General features: G+C 72.4%; 14 protein-coding genes and 2 pseudogenes. 8 read left to right on the top strand and 8 right to left on the bottom strand.

Annotated elements, in window-relative coordinates; all coding sequences use genetic code 11:
• The first annotated feature begins 8 nt into the window (after positions 1–8).
• A complete protein-coding gene (locus MTF69_RS10290; protein ID WP_243332829.1) occupies positions 9–1,019 on the top strand; it encodes a Ku protein in 1,011 nt (336 codons plus the stop codon).
• Positions 1,020–1,368: 349 nt separating this feature from the next.
• Positions 1,369–2,328, top strand: a complete 960-nt coding sequence (locus MTF69_RS10295; RefSeq protein ID WP_243332830.1) for a glutathione S-transferase family protein — start codon at positions 1,369–1,371, stop codon at positions 2,326–2,328.
• Here the strand turns inward: MTF69_RS10295 and MTF69_RS10300 are convergent.
• Positions 2,216–3,232, bottom strand: a pseudogene (locus MTF69_RS10300) (cation diffusion facilitator family transporter). The gene MTF69_RS10295 and the pseudogene MTF69_RS10300 overlap by 113 nt on opposite strands.
• Positions 3,233–3,350: 118 nt before the next feature.
• On the opposite strand from MTF69_RS10300, the gene MTF69_RS10305 reads away from it, so the two are divergent.
• Positions 3,351–3,839, top strand: a complete 489-nt coding sequence (locus MTF69_RS10305; RefSeq protein WP_243332831.1) for a DUF6328 family protein — start codon at positions 3,351–3,353, stop codon at positions 3,837–3,839.
• 69 nt (positions 3,840–3,908) lie between these two features.
• Here MTF69_RS10305 and MTF69_RS10310 read toward each other — a convergent pair whose 3' ends face one another.
• The 5 genes and pseudogenes from MTF69_RS10310 to MTF69_RS10330 all read right to left on the bottom strand — a co-directional run.
• Complete coding sequence (locus MTF69_RS10310) at positions 3,909–4,319, bottom strand: DUF5133 domain-containing protein (protein ID WP_243332833.1); 411 nt, start codon at positions 4,317–4,319, stop codon at positions 3,909–3,911.
• A 303-nt stretch (positions 4,320–4,622) separates the two neighbouring features.
• Positions 4,623–5,177 (bottom strand): type 1 glutamine amidotransferase domain-containing protein, encoded by a 555-nt coding sequence (locus MTF69_RS10315; protein WP_243332834.1) that lies wholly within the window; start codon positions 5,175–5,177, stop codon positions 4,623–4,625.
• Positions 5,178–5,585: 408 nt separating this feature from the next.
• On the bottom strand, positions 5,586–6,749 hold the full coding sequence (locus tag MTF69_RS10320; RefSeq protein ID WP_243332836.1) for a glutamate--cysteine ligase: 1,164 nt from the start codon (positions 6,747–6,749) through the stop codon (positions 5,586–5,588).
• A 103-nt stretch (positions 6,750–6,852) separates the two neighbouring features.
• A complete protein-coding gene (locus MTF69_RS10325) occupies positions 6,853–7,692 on the bottom strand; it encodes a class II glutamine amidotransferase (protein WP_243332838.1) in 840 nt (279 codons plus the stop codon).
• A 146-nt stretch (positions 7,693–7,838) separates the two neighbouring features.
• Positions 7,839–8,060: pseudogene (locus MTF69_RS10330) on the bottom strand (AIR synthase-related protein); the annotation flags it as partial.
• A 99-nt stretch (positions 8,061–8,159) separates the two neighbouring features.
• Here MTF69_RS10330 and MTF69_RS10335 point away from each other — a divergent pair.
• The gene (locus MTF69_RS10335; RefSeq protein WP_243332842.1) at positions 8,160–8,663 is read left to right on the top strand and encodes a GAF domain-containing protein; all 504 of its coding nucleotides are present in this window, start codon (positions 8,160–8,162) and stop codon (positions 8,661–8,663) included.
• A gap of 46 nt (positions 8,664–8,709) precedes the next feature.
• Positions 8,710–9,450, top strand: coding sequence for a GAF domain-containing protein (locus tag MTF69_RS10340; RefSeq protein ID WP_243332843.1), 741 nt, complete (start codon positions 8,710–8,712; stop codon positions 9,448–9,450).
• 35 nt (positions 9,451–9,485) lie between these two features.
• Here the strand turns inward: MTF69_RS10340 and MTF69_RS10345 are convergent, their stop codons facing one another.
• Positions 9,486–9,845, bottom strand: a complete 360-nt coding sequence (locus MTF69_RS10345; RefSeq protein WP_243332846.1) for a PRC-barrel domain-containing protein — start codon at positions 9,843–9,845, stop codon at positions 9,486–9,488.
• Between the two features lie 320 nt (positions 9,846–10,165).
• On the opposite strand from MTF69_RS10345, the gene MTF69_RS10350 reads away from it, so the two are divergent.
• The 3 genes from MTF69_RS10350 (at position 10,166) to MTF69_RS10360 (ending at position 13,988) form a co-directional block, all read left to right on the top strand.
• Positions 10,166–10,414, top strand: a complete 249-nt coding sequence (locus tag MTF69_RS10350) for a hypothetical protein (protein WP_243332848.1) — start codon at positions 10,166–10,168, stop codon at positions 10,412–10,414.
• A gap of 50 nt (positions 10,415–10,464) precedes the next feature.
• Positions 10,465–12,951 carry a SpoIIE family protein phosphatase gene (locus MTF69_RS10355; protein ID WP_243332850.1) on the top strand — a complete coding sequence of 829 codons (2,487 nt, stop codon included), beginning with the start codon at positions 10,465–10,467 and terminating at the stop codon, positions 12,949–12,951.
• Between the two features lie 113 nt (positions 12,952–13,064).
• Entirely contained in the window at positions 13,065–13,988 is a 924-nt protein-coding gene (locus tag MTF69_RS10360) for a SigB/SigF/SigG family RNA polymerase sigma factor (protein ID WP_243332852.1), read from the top strand.
• Here MTF69_RS10360 and MTF69_RS10365 read toward each other — a convergent pair.
• Complete coding sequence (locus MTF69_RS10365; RefSeq protein WP_243332854.1) at positions 13,972–14,508, bottom strand: ATP-binding protein; 537 nt, start codon at positions 14,506–14,508, stop codon at positions 13,972–13,974. The genes MTF69_RS10360 and MTF69_RS10365 overlap by 17 nt on opposite strands.
• Position 14,509 lies beyond the last annotated feature (1 nt).

Here is a 14,509-nt window from a genome sequence, read left to right on the forward strand (position 1 = left end):
TGGTGGTCATGGCGCGACCGGTGTGGGCGGGCGTGCTGAGCTTCGGCCTGGTCAGCCTGCCCGTGGGTCTGTACACGGCGACCGACAGCCACACGATCCACTTCCATCAGCTGCAGCGCGGCACCTCGGACCGGGTCCGCAACAAGCGGGTCAACGAGCGGACCGGCGAGGAGGTGCCCTTCGAGGAGATCGTCAAGGGCTTCGACGACGGCGACGCGTACGTGCTCGTGGAGCCGGAGGAACTGGACGAGATCGCGCCGGGCCGGTCCAGATCGCTCGACATCGAGGGGTTCGTGGATCTGGCCGAAGTCGATCCGATCTTCTTCGACGCCACGTACTACCTGGCACCGAAGGGCAAGGAGTACGGGAAGATCTACAGCCTCGTCGAGCAGGCCCTCGACAAGGCCGAGAAGGCGGGGATCGCCAGATTCGTGATGCGCAGCCACGAGTACCTCGTGGCCGTGAAGGCGGAGAACGGGCTGCTCACCTGCCACACGCTCCACTGGGCCGACGAGATCCGCGATCCCCGTAAGGAGATCGACTCCCTGCCGCGCAAGGCCAAGGCCGCGCAGAAGGAACTGCGCATGGCCGAGCAACTGGTCGAGGCGCTCAGCATGGAGTGGAAGCCCGAGGAATTCCACGACACGTTCCGGGAGAAGGTCGCCGCCCTCATCAAGGCGAAGCGGGCGGGCGAGAGCGTGGAGAAGGCGGAGCCCGCGGCCGAGTCGACCAACGTGATCGACCTCGCGGAGGCGCTGCGTGCCAGCGTCGAGCGGGCCGGCGGCTCCAAGGGGAAACCGGGCAAGCGCGCGAAGCACGGGAAGCACGGGAAGCAGCCCTCGAAACGCGCGGAGAAGGATCCGGCGAGCCCGACCAAGGCGGAGCTCTACGAGAAGGCCGCGGCGGCGGGGATCCCCGGGCGCTCGGCCATGACGCGCGACGAACTCCGCGACGCGCTCACCGCCTCCGGCAGCGACGCCGGCAGCGCCTCCGGCCGCGGCTCGCGCAGGGCCGCCTGACCAGGCCGGACGCTCCTCGACCGGGGCCGCCGCACCGGCCCGCGAAACAGGCCGGGACCGGGCATGGAGGAGGGCGGCCAGGGAAGACGCCCGGCATGACGGCGACCGGGCGAGAGCGACGTGGGAACCAGCTCGGGAGAGGGAACTCCGTCCGGTCGCACGTCACAGGAACACACCGTCCGAGACGAGGCGGAGCCACCATGAAGAACACGACCACACCGCAGCACACACCCAGGCCGGTCCCGACGCCCCTCCCGAACCCGGAACCGGAACCGATGCCCGAACCTCCGCCGGCGCCCCCGACCCGCCTGGGACGGGGCATCCGGCCGATCGTGGGCGGGCGCCGGGCGTGAGCTACGTCAGTGCCGGCAAGGAATACACCCGCGACGGCCGCTACCTCGGCACGCGGATCACCGCCGACGGGCGGGACGGCCACCGCGTCGAGCCCGGCCGCTACCGGCTGGTGGTCAGCCGGGCCTGTCCCTGGGCGAGCCGGGCGGTGATCGTACGGCGGCTCCTGGGGCTGGAGCGGGCCCTGCCGATGGCTGTCGCCGGGCCCGTGCACGACGAGCACAGCTGGACCTTCGACCTCGATCCCGGCGGGCGTGACCCGGTGCTCGGCATCGAGCGGCTGGAGGAGGCCTACCTCGCGCGCGACCCCGGCTACGACCGGGGCATCACCGTGCCGGCGATCGTCGACGTCCCGACGGGCAAGGTGGTGACGAACGACTTCGCGCAGATCACGATCGACATGGCGGTGGAGTGGAAGGCGTACCACCGGCCCGGGGCCCCGGTGCTCTACCCGCCGGAGCTCCGGCCGCACATCGACGCCGTCAACGAGGTGGTCTACAAGGACGTCAACAACGCGGTCTACGAGGCCGGGTTCGCCGGGACCCAGCGGGCCTACGCCGCGGCGTACGCCCGGCTGTTCGAGCGCCTCGACTGGCTGTCCGTCCGGCTGGAACGCTCCCGCTACCTCGTCGGGGACACCATCACCGAAGCGGACGTACGGCTGTTCACCACGCTCGTCCGGTTCGACGCGGTCTACCACGGCCACTTCAAGTGCAACCGGCACAAGCTGACCGAACTGCCGGTGCTCTGGGCCTACGCGCGCGACCTCTTCCAGACACCCGGCTTCGGCGACACCGTCGACTTCGACCACATGAAGCGGCACTACTACCTCGTGCACACCGACATCAATCCCACGGGAATCGTTCCCACCCCGGTGCGGTCCCCGGCCGGCCGGGCTCCTCTCCGGTGTCCGCTGCCGCTGCCGCCGCTGTCCGGCCGGCCGCCGCCGCGTCGGTGACGTCGAGGAACACCTGGTCCAGATCCTTCCACCGGGCCCGATCCGGACCATGGCGTCCTCCACGGTCTCGCTGTCGTACCCCGGCGTCAGGTCGATGCGTGCGGCCAGCAGCACCGAGTCGGGCCCGAGCCGCATGGTCAGCAGCGCGGGGACGCTGTCGATCTCCGGCTGCGACGCCAGGAAACTCCCGTACCTCCCGCTGCAGACCGGGATCGGCGGCCTCGCCGACCAACTGGACGCGGGCCGTCCGGCCGAGGGTGTAGGCGACGTAGACGAGCAGGAGCCCGATGAGGAGCGAGGCGCAGGCCTCGTAGGCGATCTCCCCGGTCACCATGTGCAGGGCGATGCCGGTGATCGCGACGCCGACGCCGACGCAGGCGGTGCTGTCCTCCGCCAGTACGGTGCGCAGCGCCGGATCGCGGCCCTCCCTGATCGTGGCGGCCATGCTCCGGCCTCCGGCCCGGGCGGCCCCGCGCACCTGGAACAGGGCCCGGACGAGGGAGCACCCCTCGGCGAGGAGGGCGACCCCGAGAATGGCCAGGCCGAGTATGAAGCCGCCGTGCGATTCCGAGCCGCCGGACCGGAACGCCTCGACGCCCTGGAACACCGAGAAACAGCCACCCGTCACGAAGATGCCGACGGCCGCGAGGAGGGACCAGAAGTACCGCTCCATGCCGTAGCCGAAGGGGTGGCGCGCGTCCGCGGGGCGCCGGCTGCGCGTGAGGGAGGTCAGCAGGAAGACCTCGTTCAGGCTGTCCGCGATCGAATGCGCGGCCTCCGACAGCAGCGCAGGCGAGCCCGTGACGACTCCACCGACGGACTTGGCCACGCAGATGACGAGATTGGCGGCCAAGGCCACCCAGACCGTCCTGCGGGTCTCCGTGTCCTGCCCGGCCGCTGCCATGCGTAGGCCCCTCCGCCGTATCGGCCCCACCGGGTGCCTGCTCCGTGGCGACCGGGCCAAACATGATGCGGGGGGCCGGGGGTAGACGCCGCGACGAGACCCTTCGAGGAGGCGCCTGATGCCGAACGCTACGGAGCAGCAGGGGCGGGACGAGTCCCCCGAGGAACGCGCGGACCGGCAGTGGCAGGAACTGGTCCAGGAGATCCGGGTCGCCCAGACGGGCGTCCAGATCCTGTTCGGATTCCTGCTCACGGTGGTCTTCGCCCCCGTGTTCGCGGGGCTCCCGCAGACCGAGAAGACGATCTACGTCGTCACGGTGGTCCTGGGATCCCTGTCGACCGGCGCCCTGATCGGCCCCGTGGCCTTCCACCGCATCGTCTCGGGTCGCAGGATCAAGCCCGAGGCCGTCACGTGGGCCGCGCGTCTGACCTTCACCGGCCTGCTGCTGCTCCTGGCCACATGCACCTCGGCCCTGCTCCTCGTCCTCAGGGTCGCGACCGGCAACGCCCTCGCGACGTGGCTCGTCGGCGGGGTGTTCGCCTGGTACGTGCTGTGCTGGTTCGTGCTGCCCCTGTGGGCACGCGTCCGCTCCACCGCGAAGCTCTGACCCCGAGGAGCCTCTGAGGGTGCCTGAGGCCCCCCGAGAACCCCGAGCGGGACCCCTGAGCCGGGACCCCTAAGCCGTGGCGGCGAGCTGTTCCTCGGCCGCGGTGATGGCTTCGAGGGCGGTGGGCCTGCCCATCAGCACGCACAGGGTGTACGCCGTGTCGTCCATGGCCCGCAGGGCAGCGGGGTCCTGGGGCGTGGCCGCGAGGCGGGCCTGGCAGCCGCGCAGCCGGGTCAGCACCTCCTCGGTCCGGGCGGGGTTCGGCGCGAGCCCGGCAGCGCGGGGACCCTGCGCGGTTCCGCGGGTCCGGGCGGCTTCCACGGCGCGGCGCAGGGCGCGGTCGAGGCGGGCGGGCAGGGCGGTGCCGCACGAGGTGGCGGTCATCGCGGCCGCCAGGTCCTCGACGGGGACGTCGGCCAGGTCGGCCGCCGTCGCGAGGATGCGCAGCGCGTCGCGGGCGGAGCAGGGGGTCGTGGCCATGAGCATCCCGACGGCCCAGTTGCCCGTCGGCGCCGGCACCGGGTGCCCGTGCGTCCGGGCGGCGGGGGCCTGTCGGGTCGGTGGAGTGGGTTCTCCGGGTGTCGGCACGGGGTTCCTCCGGTCCGGGTCGGTGGGGGCGGTGCGGCGGGGGCGGTGCGGTGGTCCGCGTAGGGACGGTATGCCCGCCGTCTGAGCACGGGCCGCGCGGCGCGCTGGTTCAGGCCCAGCAACTGCCATGACCCGTGCGGCCGAGGGGCCCGGACCGTGAGCCGCCCCCCGGCGTGGGCCGGGGAACCGCCTGATTCAGGTCCGCTCGTACCCGTTCACGTCCCCGAAGTGCTCGACGATCGCCGCGCAGAAGGCGTCGAGGTCGGCCGGTTTGCGGCTGGTGACCAGTGTCGAGGGCGCGGCTTCGCAGACGCGCAGGGGTTCGTCCACCCACGTGCCCCCGGCATTGCGGATGTCGGTGGCCAGGCTCGGCCACGAGGTCAGCGTGCGGCCCCGGACGACGTCCGCCTCCACCAGCAGCCACGGCGCGTGGCAGATCGCCGCGACGGGCTTGCCCGTCTCGAAGAAGCTCCGGGTGAACCCGACGGCCCGCTCGTCCAGCCGCAGCGCATCGGGGTTGGCGAGCCCGCCGGGCAGCACGAGGGCGTCGAAGGCGTCCGAGGTGTCGCCGGCGAGGATGTGGTCGACGGGGAAGCTGCCGGCCTTGTCGAGATGGTGGTACGCACGGACCCGGCCCGGCCCGGTCGACACCAGCTGTGGATTCCAGCCGGCCCTTTCGACGGCCTTCCAGGGCTCCGTGAGTTCGATCTCCTCCACGCCCGCGGGCGCGGTCAGAAAGGCGATGCGCACCGGAGTCGCCTCCTTCAGTCGGGGGGTTCCGGCACCACGGGCCGTTCGCCGGGCGAGGGCTGTCCGGGAGCCGGGTCGGGGTCGCCGGGCTCGGGGCCGGGACGCGCGGGCACCGGATCGCGGGGCAGGGCATCCGGCCCCTCCGGCGTGGGCCCGGGCCCCTCCGGCGTGGGCCCGGGCCCCTCCGGCGTGGGTCCGGGGTCCTGCGGCGCCGGTCCGGGGCCGTCGGGGCGTGGTTCGGTGGTCCGCCGTTCCATGCGCTTCACCTCCGGGTCGTTTCCCGCACCCCCGGGGGCTCCGTACGTACGGGACCCCCGTACGGGGCCGGGTGCACGTCCGGCGCCTGCCCTGTACGGCGCGCCTCAATCAGCGATGCGGACGCGGCCCTGGTGCCTCGTGCCGCATGCCTCAGCCCGCGGCCACGGCCTCGACGAGGCTGTCCACGACGCTGCTGAGCCGTCCGTAACGCCGGTGGGCGGCGCGCTGCCGGGCCGCCCCGGTGCCTTCGGCCCAGACCTCCTCCAGCAGGGCGTCGACGAGCTCCGAGTCGCCCGACGCCGCGAGGCCGGGGGCGGCACGGTCCCGTAGCCGCGCGATCAGGGTCCACGCGGGCAGAGCGGCGCCGTCGACCGGGTCCAGGCCGTCGCCGTGCAGGCCGTGGGCGGCCGCGAGCAGGTGGGCTTCGCGGAGCCGCGCCGAATGCGGCTCGGGGACCGGCACTCCCTCGGCCGCCTCCGCGCGCAGGGTGGCGGCCAGGGCCCGTACGAGAACGGCCAGGAGGACGACCGTGCCGATCCGGGCGTTCACATCGGCCACGCGGATCTCCAGCGTGGGCACGTGCTCGGACGGGCGGGCGTACCAGTAGATCATCCGCCGGTCCAGCACCGTGCCGCTGCGCACGAGCTCCTCGGCGCAGTGTTCGTACGCGGCTTCGTCGAGGACCGGGGCGGGCCCGACGGTCGGCCAGCGGGCGTGCTCCACGGCTCGCCAGCTGGCGTAACCGGAATCCCTGCCCCGGTCGAAGGGGGAGTTGGCCGCGAGGGCCTGGAGCACGGGCAGCCAGGGGCGCATCCGGTTGGCGAGGTCGAGGGCCTGCGCCCGGCAGTCGACCCCGATGTGCACGTGGCAGCCACAGACCGCCTGGTCGTAGTCGCCGAGGACCGAGGCGAAGCGCGACTCCATCCTGCGGTAGCGCTCGTCACGCGTGACCGTCAGCGGATGCTCGGGCGGTACGACGGGGGTTCCCGCGGCCAGCAGGAGGCACTCCTCGGCAGCCGCGGCGCGGATCACCTCGGCCCGGATCCGGGACAGCTCCGATCTGAGCGCCGCTGCCTTCGTGGTGGGGCTGGTGCAGACCTCCACCTGGGCGGTGAAGAACTCCGGCTGGACCAGCGGCCCGAGCGTGCGCGCCGCGGCTTCTATGACGCGGGGGCCGCGCCCCACCGGGGCCCGGCTGCCGCGGTCGACGAGCAGGAACTCCTCCTCGACGCCCATCGTCAGGACCGGGACCCGTCCGGGGACGCCCACGTCTTTCTCCCGTCCGGCCGAGGGTGTGGATACGGTCAGTGACATCGAAACCCCCTCTGTGGATCCGAACCGGGTGATGGAGGGCGTCTACCCCTGGGATCGCCGCCCACGCGGGGGAGACGGACGCAGAACGGGCTCGGCATGGCCGTCAGTCGAGCATCGGGACGAAGGGCAGGTAATCCTGGTCCGGGTCGGACGGGATCACCGTGTAGCTGGCCTCGGGAAGCTCGTTCCACACGCCGGGCAGGTCCCCCAGCGGCTCGGAGACCACGAGGCGCGAGTCGTCGGAGATCTCGTGGAGGAACTCCACCTCGGGGTGGAGGTGGCGGACGGTGTCCGCGCGGCTGCTGTAGAAGAGTGACCGGGAGGCGCCCTGGCTGGAGTACCGGAACGCCCAGAGCCGCTCTCCGTCGCTGATGGCCAGGGTCATCTGGACCGGTTCGGCGACGCCGTGCTCCTTGCCGAGCCGCTCCACGAACCCGGTCATCCTGGCCACCGCCCCCGGGACGTCCTGGTCGAGCCCGAAGGTCACCGCCAGGTAGAACATCACCTCGGAGTCGGTGGACCCCTCGATGGACGGGAAGAGGGCCGGGTCCACGGCCAGACAGAGGTCGCGCTGCAGCCGGTGGAAGTCCGCGATGGCCCCGTTGTGCATCCACAGCCACCGGCCGTGGCGGAACGGGTGGCAGTTGGTCTGCTGCACGGCCGAACCCGTCGAGGCGCGGATGTGCGCGAAGAAGAGCGGCGAGCGCACGTGAGCGGCGAGCTCGCGCAGATTGCGGTTGTTCCAGGCCGGTGCGATGTCCCGGAAGACGGCCGGCGTGCCGTCCCCATTTCCGCTGTACCAGCCGATCCCGAAGCCGTCGCCGTTCGTCGTCTCGACGCCCATCCGCGCATGGAGGCTCTGGTTGATCAGCGAGTGCTCAGGCCGGTAGAGCACGGCGTCGAGCAGGATGGGAGAACCCGAGTAGGCGAGCCAGCGGCACATGCGGACCTCCCTTTCGCGGCCTGATCCGAGCCTAACCCCGTACGCGGCCGCGGTCCTGGGCTCCGCCGTGGTGGGGTGTGCCGCGACGGAGCCGGAGTGAGCCGGCTTGAGTCGGCGTGAGCCGGAGTGGAGTCGGAAAGCGGAACTCAGCAGATCCGCGGCAGCTGTTCCCCGAGCGGCAGGTCCACCACGCGGGTGCCGCCCAGCCGGGTGCGGGCCATGACCATGCCCGGGTGGGCCTCCACGGCCTCGCCGATCACGGTCGCCCCGCGGCCCAGCGGATGCGCCCGCATCGCGTCGAGCACGGCCTCGGCGTGCTGGCGCGGTACGAAGGCCACGAGCTTGCCCTCGTTGGCCACGTAGAAGGGGACCCCGCACAACCGGAGGACGGCCAGCGGTCCGCCGGCGACGGTTCCCACTCCGGCGCGGAGGCCGGCGGGCGGCTCGCGGAACTCTTCGTGGGAGCCGTGCACGGAGTCACGGGCACCGACGTGCCCGCCGCCCTGTGCCGGGCCTGTGTGGATCTGATGGACATCACGGGCGCCTCGGTGTCACTGGTGGGCGAGGACGTGGACACGCGCACCTTGTGGTGGTCCAGCGATGACGTCGCGGGCCGCCTCGCGGAGGCCCAGTACACCCTCGGCGACGGGCCGTGCCTGACGGTCGTCACCCTCGTCGCCCCGGTGCTCGCGGGGGACCTGACGAGCGGCGCGGACGCCGCCCGCTGGCCCGTCTTCGCCCAGCAGGCGGTCGGACTCGGCGTACGGGCCGTCTTCTCGCTGCCGCTGGGCAGCAGCGCCATCGCGATCGGCAGCCTCGACCTCTACCGCGACCGCGCCGGTCCGCTGTCCGAGCGGGACCGCTCGTTCGCTTTCGCCGCGGCGGACGCCATCACGACGGCCATGCTCGCCCTCCAGGCGGGGGACGCCGGGACCGGCATGGACGGATCCTGGCTCAGGTTCCATGACTAGGTCCGCCCCCACCGACGGGTCGGAGTACGGAAGCGGTGAGACCGGCATGACAAGCGATCAGCAGCTGGCAGAGGCCTTCGTGGACCTCAGCGACACCCTCGCCGACGACGTCGAGCCCCTGACGCTCCTCGACCGGCTGGTCCGCCACTGCGTCGCGCTCACGCGGGTGGACGCCGCTGGTGTCATGCTCGCCAACGCGCGCAACCAGCTCCGCCCGGCCGCCGCCACGGATGACCGCGTGGCCCTCACCGAGCTGATGCAGACACAGGCCGGCCAGGGCCCGTGCGTCGACGCCTTCACCTTCGGGGCTCCGGTCCACGCCGACCGGCTGAGCGACCACGAGGAACGCTGGCCGGCCTTCCTCCGGGTGGCCCGGAGCAGCGGCTACGAGAGCGCCCACGCCTTGCCGCTGCGGGCCCGGGAGCACACGGTGGGAGCGCTCAACCTGCTCTGCCGGGTCCCCACCACCCTCACCGCAGACGAGATCAGGCTGCTGCGGGCGCTGGCCGACGTCGCGACCTCGGCCCTGCTCACCTGGGTGCGCGAGCCGCTGGGCGTCGCCGACATCGTCACCCGCACCCAGGCGGCCCTCTCCTCCAAGGCGGTCGTGGACACCGCCTGCGGCATGCTCGCCGCCACCGCGTCCCTCGCGCCCCACGCGGCGGAACTGCACCTGCGGGCCTACGCCGCACGGCGCCGGCTACGGGCCACCGACGTGGCCGCCCGCCTCGTACGGCGCGAGATCCTCCCCGGGGACGTACTGGCGGAGGCCTTGGACGGGAAGTAGCGCACTCGGCGCGAGGCGGGCGGCGCGCGGCGGGCTCACATGTGGGGCTGGTTGTAGTACCGGGCGAACTGCTCCAGATAGCTGGGCCCGGTGTCGTACTTCGACTCCTCGAATTCCGGCGCGTTCTTGATCTGCTCCTTGCTCCGGTTGACGTGGACGATCTGTGCGTCCGTGTCGATCCGGGTGATGACGCCGGCCGGAAGCAGTACGTGCTTGCCGAAGATCCACATGCCGGTGTCCACGACGATGAGGGAAGCGCCGACTTCCTCCGAGTGCTTGTCGACCTTGCCGATGCTTCCATCGGTGGCCTCGACCTTGTAGCCGATGAGGTCGATCCCCTTCAAGTAACCCGTGGTGTCCTCGAAACCCCAGTTCCACATGTCATGGGTACTCATGGTCCGGCCCTCTCCGTGTGTACCGGTCGTCTCGGTCGTACCGGCGTGCTTGTCCTTCGCGCCTTCCCGGAACGGACCCCGGTACGCCTCGTCCGGCGGGCCCGCGGTTCCCGGTGCGTCATGCCCGGACGACGGAGTGCGGCCCCCGTCGCAGCCATGAGGCCGAGGCCGCACCCCGCACCGGGCGCCTACCCAGCCGGGCGCGGCCGATGCAGACCGTGCGCGTGCCATCCGTTTGCGCCGCCCGGACCGGGGCAGCCGCCCGTGCGGGGCTGCCGCGGCCCGCGGGCTCCCGTCGAGCTCGAGCGAGGAGGACGGCCATGGACGAGCAGGGTGGCGCGGGAGGAGTGCCGCTGGAGGGCGGGGGGAAGCACGACCGGCGGAAGCACGCCGGCGGCAGCAACGACAGGGCGCACGCCGGCCGCCGCGACGACGGGACCACGCCCGCGGCCGACACGGACGAGGCCAGCCGCCTGGACCGTCCGCAGCAGCTCGGAGAGCCGGGCGGAGAGCCGGGCGGAAAGCCGGGCCGGAAGGGGACGCGGTGGGTGAGTCCGCGCGATGAGTGACGCCGGACGGCACCTGGGCGGGCGGGGGGCGGGCGTGGCATGCTCAAGGAGTGAAGGGCGATGCCGCACCCGCGGGTGAGGGCGCCGCACCCGAGGTGGTGGCGCTCGCCAGGGTCGTGGCCAGACTCCGGTCGGAGGTCGTCGACCTGGAAGGCGTCGCCGCGACCACGGCCGTGGTCGAGCGGGCCAAGGGCGTACTCATGGCCCAGGTGGGGGTCTCCGCCGACGCGGCGTACGAGTTGCTCCTCGAACGGGCCGGCCGGCGCGGCCGCACCGTCCTGGAGGAGTGCTGGATCACGCTGGGACAGGTCCGCGTGCGCCAGTCGCGGAGGACCGCGGGGACCGCGCGGATCTCCCTGCCCACGGCCTCGACCGCAGGCCCGAGGAAGGAGCCGAGCACCTCGGCGTTCAGCCGTCGCCGCTATCTCGCCGGTCACCATGACGACGGCGAACTGAACGGCCTGCTGGCGCGGGTCGCCGACGGCCTGGCCGCGGCGCACGGCGGCGACGACATCGCCGAGCTGCTGGTGACCGTGCTCGGCGCGGCCACCGACGTCGACGCGGTGATGATCTACACGGTGGCCGCCGCCGGGAGCCTGGACCTGACCGGGAGCGCCGGAATCGACGAGGCACTGGCCGAGCAATGGCGCCACGTTCCCCCGCTGAGCGGGGTCGCCGCCCTCGAAGCGGTCGCCGGCCGCCGTGCCCTGTGGCTGGAGGACGTCGAACAGGACGCCCGGCGTTATCTGCTGATCGGGGACCCGCCGGAGCGGTGGCCGGCGCGCGCCTGGGTCCCCGTGCCCGGCGACGGGCAGCCGAGGGCGGCCATCGGGTTCCTGCGGACACGGCCGGGCCCCTTCGCCGCCGGCACCCGGGCGTTGCTGCGCCAGGCCACCCGCCTGTGCGCGGGGCCGCTGGGGGCGCCGGAACGGGCCCGCGACGCGGAGTCCGTGGGAGCGGCCGGCGGCGGCTACGCGGAGGCCGTCCAGCTGATCCTGGACACCATGGCCGGACCCGCGACCCTGCTCACCCCCCTGCGCTCGGAGTCGGGTGAGGTGGAGGACTACCGCATCGACGCGGCGGCGCCCGAGTCCGTGGACGTGGCCGGCCGGCGTGGCAAGGAGCTCGTGGGCCGCCGGCTCCTGGAGACGTACCCCACGGTGGCGGGCACCCCCCTCTGGGAGGGGTACCTCGAGACGCTCACCACCGGCACCAGGTACGAGGGGGAACCCTTCACCTACGAGGAAGTGGCCGCCGGTGTCCCCCGGCAGTCCGTCTACTCGGTCCGGGCGTCCAGGCTCGGAGACCACCTGGTCGTGTCCTGGATCTGCCATGACACCAGCCAGCGCGAGACCCGCCGGCTGGCCGACATGCAGCGCCTCGGCAACCTCGGCTGGGCGGGCTGGAACCTGGTCACCGACACCGTCACCTGGTCCGAGCAGGTCTATGCGATCTTCGACCGCGAACCGGGCCGGGGGCCGATGCCCCTGGAGGAACTGCCGAGCCACGTGGTCCCCGACGACCTCCACCAGCTGGGTGCCGCCGTCGAGCGGCTGCTGAGCGAGGGGGAGGCCGTCGACCAGCCGTTCCGGATCACCACCGGGCACGGAGTCCGGCACCTGCGGATCGTCGCCGAGGCCCAGACGGACGCCGACGGCACACCCGTCGAGGTGCACGGTTTCTTCCAGGACGTGACCGCACAGCACGACATCGAAGTCGCCTTGCGCGACAGCGAGCGGGCCGTCCTCCTCCAGCGGGGCATGCTCCAGGCCGAACGGGCGCTCGCCGCACGCCTCCAGGACACCCTGCTGCCCATCCCCCAACAGTCCCTGGAGCTGGCAGGCCTGTGCATCGACGTGGCCTACGTCCCCGCGGACAGCGGGATCAACGTCGGCGGCGACTGGTACAGCGCCATCGGACTCCCCGACGAGAGCGCCCTGTTCGTCGTCGGGGACGTGGCCGGCCACGGGCTGGCCGCCGTCGGCACCATGGCCCAGCTCCGGTTCACCGCCAAGGGCATGACGGTCACCGGGTCACCCCTGCCCGACGTCCTGCGCCGGCTCAACACCCTGCTGCTGCACACCGGTTCGGACCCGTCGGGCAGTGCCACCGCCACCATGGTCATGGCCCGCTACCAGCCCTGGGACCGGCGGCTGGTCTGGGTACGGGCGGGCCACTTGCCGCCGCTGCTGATCCGCGGCGACCGGGCGGAGTTCCTGGAGCAGCCCCAGGGCACCCTTCTGGGGGCGACCTTCGCAGCCTCCTACGAGCAGGCCGCCCTCAACCTGCTGCCCGGCGACCACCTGCTCTTCTACACCGACGGGCTAGTGGAGGAGCCGGGTGAGGACATCGGGACCGGCCTCGACCGCCTCGCGGAGACGGCGGTGCGACTCCTCCGGGAGGGCCACGGCGAAACCCTCGCGCGCACGCTCGTCGCGCTGTGCACGGCCCACCGCGACGACATCTGCGTCCTGGACGTCCACGTCCCGGACATCCGCGTCCCGGACGGGGATGTACCGGACGGGGATGTTCCGTAAAAAAAGGGGGTCAGTCTTCCCCCGTGTGGGTATATCTCCTCGGGAAGACCACGACGGTTCCCGCCGCCCCGCTCAGGGCCGGCCGGTGCCCACCAACCCGTCGGAGGAAGCTCATGGCACCCGTTTCCAGCGACACCACGGATCCGTTCCGCATCGACCTCCGCACCGGGACGCCCGAGGTCCCGGAGGATCCGCTCGCGGTCAGCACCGGCGAGGCGCGGACCCTGTCCGTCGCTCTCTTCCGGCGGCTGAAGGAGCTGAGCGAAGGGACGCCGGAATACTCGTACGTGCGCAACACGCTCGTCGAGCTCAACCTCAGCCTCGTGAAATACGCGGCGCGCCGGTTCCGCAACCGCTCCGAGCCGCTGGAGGACATCATCCAGGTCGGCACGGTGGGCCTGATCAAGGCCATCAACCGGTACGACGTCGAGCGGGGGGTGGAATTCACCACGTTCGCCATTCCCACCATCACCGGCGAGATGAAGCGGTTCTTCCGCGACACCAGCTGGTCCGTGAAGGTCCCGCGGCGCCTCCAGGAACTCCGCCTCGACATCGCCAAGACGCACGACTCCCTCGAACAGAGCCTGGGCCGGCACCCGACCGACCTGGAGCTGGCCGAGCACCTCGGCATCACCACGGAGGCGCTGGACGAAGGCCGTCGGGCGGCCAACGGCTACCTGGCGGGATCCCTGGACGCCCCGGTGGGACCCGAGGCGGACGGCAGCACCCGGGGGTGGCCGCTGGGGGAGGAGGAAGCGGCGTACGACCGCATCGAGTGCCTGGAGACGCTGAAGCCGCTGCTCGCCACGCTCAGTGACCGCGATCGGCTCATCCTCTCGCTGCGCTTCGGTCAGGAGCTGAACCAGTCCGAGATCGGAGACCGCCTCGGCCTCTCCCAGATGCACGTCTCACGACTGCTGAGCCGCATCATGACCAGGCTGCGGACCGGGATGCTGGAGGACGAGCAGGACGAGGACGAGGACGGGGATCATGCGGCTCCGGAGGGCGCGGGCCACGCGGTCAGGCCGGGTGGGTAGACCAGCCGGGCTGCCGGGAGGGCGCCTCCCCGTTCTCCCGTAGGGCCGGCGGAGTGGCGACCTCCACCCAGACGCACTTCCCGCCGTCGACCCGGTCCGCCCCCCACGCGAGGGCCAGCCGCTTCACGATGAGGAGCCCGTGGCCGCCGGGCCGGGCCGGATCGGTCGGGAACCGGTAGACCGGTACGACCGGACTGGGGTCCGTGACCTCGATGCGCAGCCGCTCGGCGGTGTAGCGCAACAGCAGCGAATTCGGCCCGCCCGCGTGCATGCAGGCGTTGGCCACCACTTCGGACACCAGGAGCAGCACGTCGTCCGCGGCTTCGGCGGTCTCGTGCTCGCCGGAGTTCCCGCCGCCGTTCCCGTACGCGAGGCCGCTGCCGCTGCCGTTGCCGGCTTCCGGCAGCCACTGCCACTCGGTGAGGGCCCGGCGGGTGAAATCGCGGCAGCGGCCGACGACATCCGTGGTGCCGTGCAACAGCAGACGCCGGGTCCACTCCGGTGACCGGCGCTCGCTCATC

The organism is Streptomyces sp. AP-93, from assembly GCF_022808175.1.
Classification (GTDB): Bacteria; Actinomycetota; Actinomycetes; order Streptomycetales; family Streptomycetaceae; genus Streptomyces.

What these genes read in the sequence shown, in the direction of transcription:
- MTF69_RS10305 (WP_243332831.1), top strand. Translation starts at nt 3,351, where the DNA reads ATGCCGAACGCTACGGAGCAGCAGGGGCGGGACGAGTCCCCCGAGGAA.
- MTF69_RS10345 (WP_243332846.1), bottom strand. Translation starts at nt 9,845, where the DNA reads ATGAGTACCCATGACATGTGGAACTGGGGTTTCGAGGACACCACGGGT.
- MTF69_RS10310 (WP_243332833.1), bottom strand. Translation starts at nt 4,319, where the DNA reads ATGGCCACGACCCCCTGCTCCGCCCGCGACGCGCTGCGCATCCTCGCG.
- MTF69_RS10325 (WP_243332838.1), bottom strand. Translation starts at nt 7,692, where the DNA reads ATGTGCCGCTGGCTCGCCTACTCGGGTTCTCCCATCCTGCTCGACGCC.
- MTF69_RS10320 (WP_243332836.1), bottom strand. Translation starts at nt 6,749, where the DNA reads ATGTCACTGACCGTATCCACACCCTCGGCCGGACGGGAGAAAGACGTG.
- MTF69_RS10340 (WP_243332843.1), top strand. Translation starts at nt 8,710, where the DNA reads ATGACAAGCGATCAGCAGCTGGCAGAGGCCTTCGTGGACCTCAGCGAC.
- MTF69_RS10290 (WP_243332829.1), top strand. Translation starts at nt 9, where the DNA reads ATGGCGCGACCGGTGTGGGCGGGCGTGCTGAGCTTCGGCCTGGTCAGC.
- MTF69_RS10360 (WP_243332852.1), top strand. Translation starts at nt 13,065, where the DNA reads ATGGCACCCGTTTCCAGCGACACCACGGATCCGTTCCGCATCGACCTC.
- MTF69_RS10365 (WP_243332854.1), bottom strand. Translation starts at nt 14,508, where the DNA reads ATGAGCGAGCGCCGGTCACCGGAGTGGACCCGGCGTCTGCTGTTGCAC.
- MTF69_RS10350 (WP_243332848.1), top strand. Translation starts at nt 10,166, where the DNA reads ATGGACGAGCAGGGTGGCGCGGGAGGAGTGCCGCTGGAGGGCGGGGGG.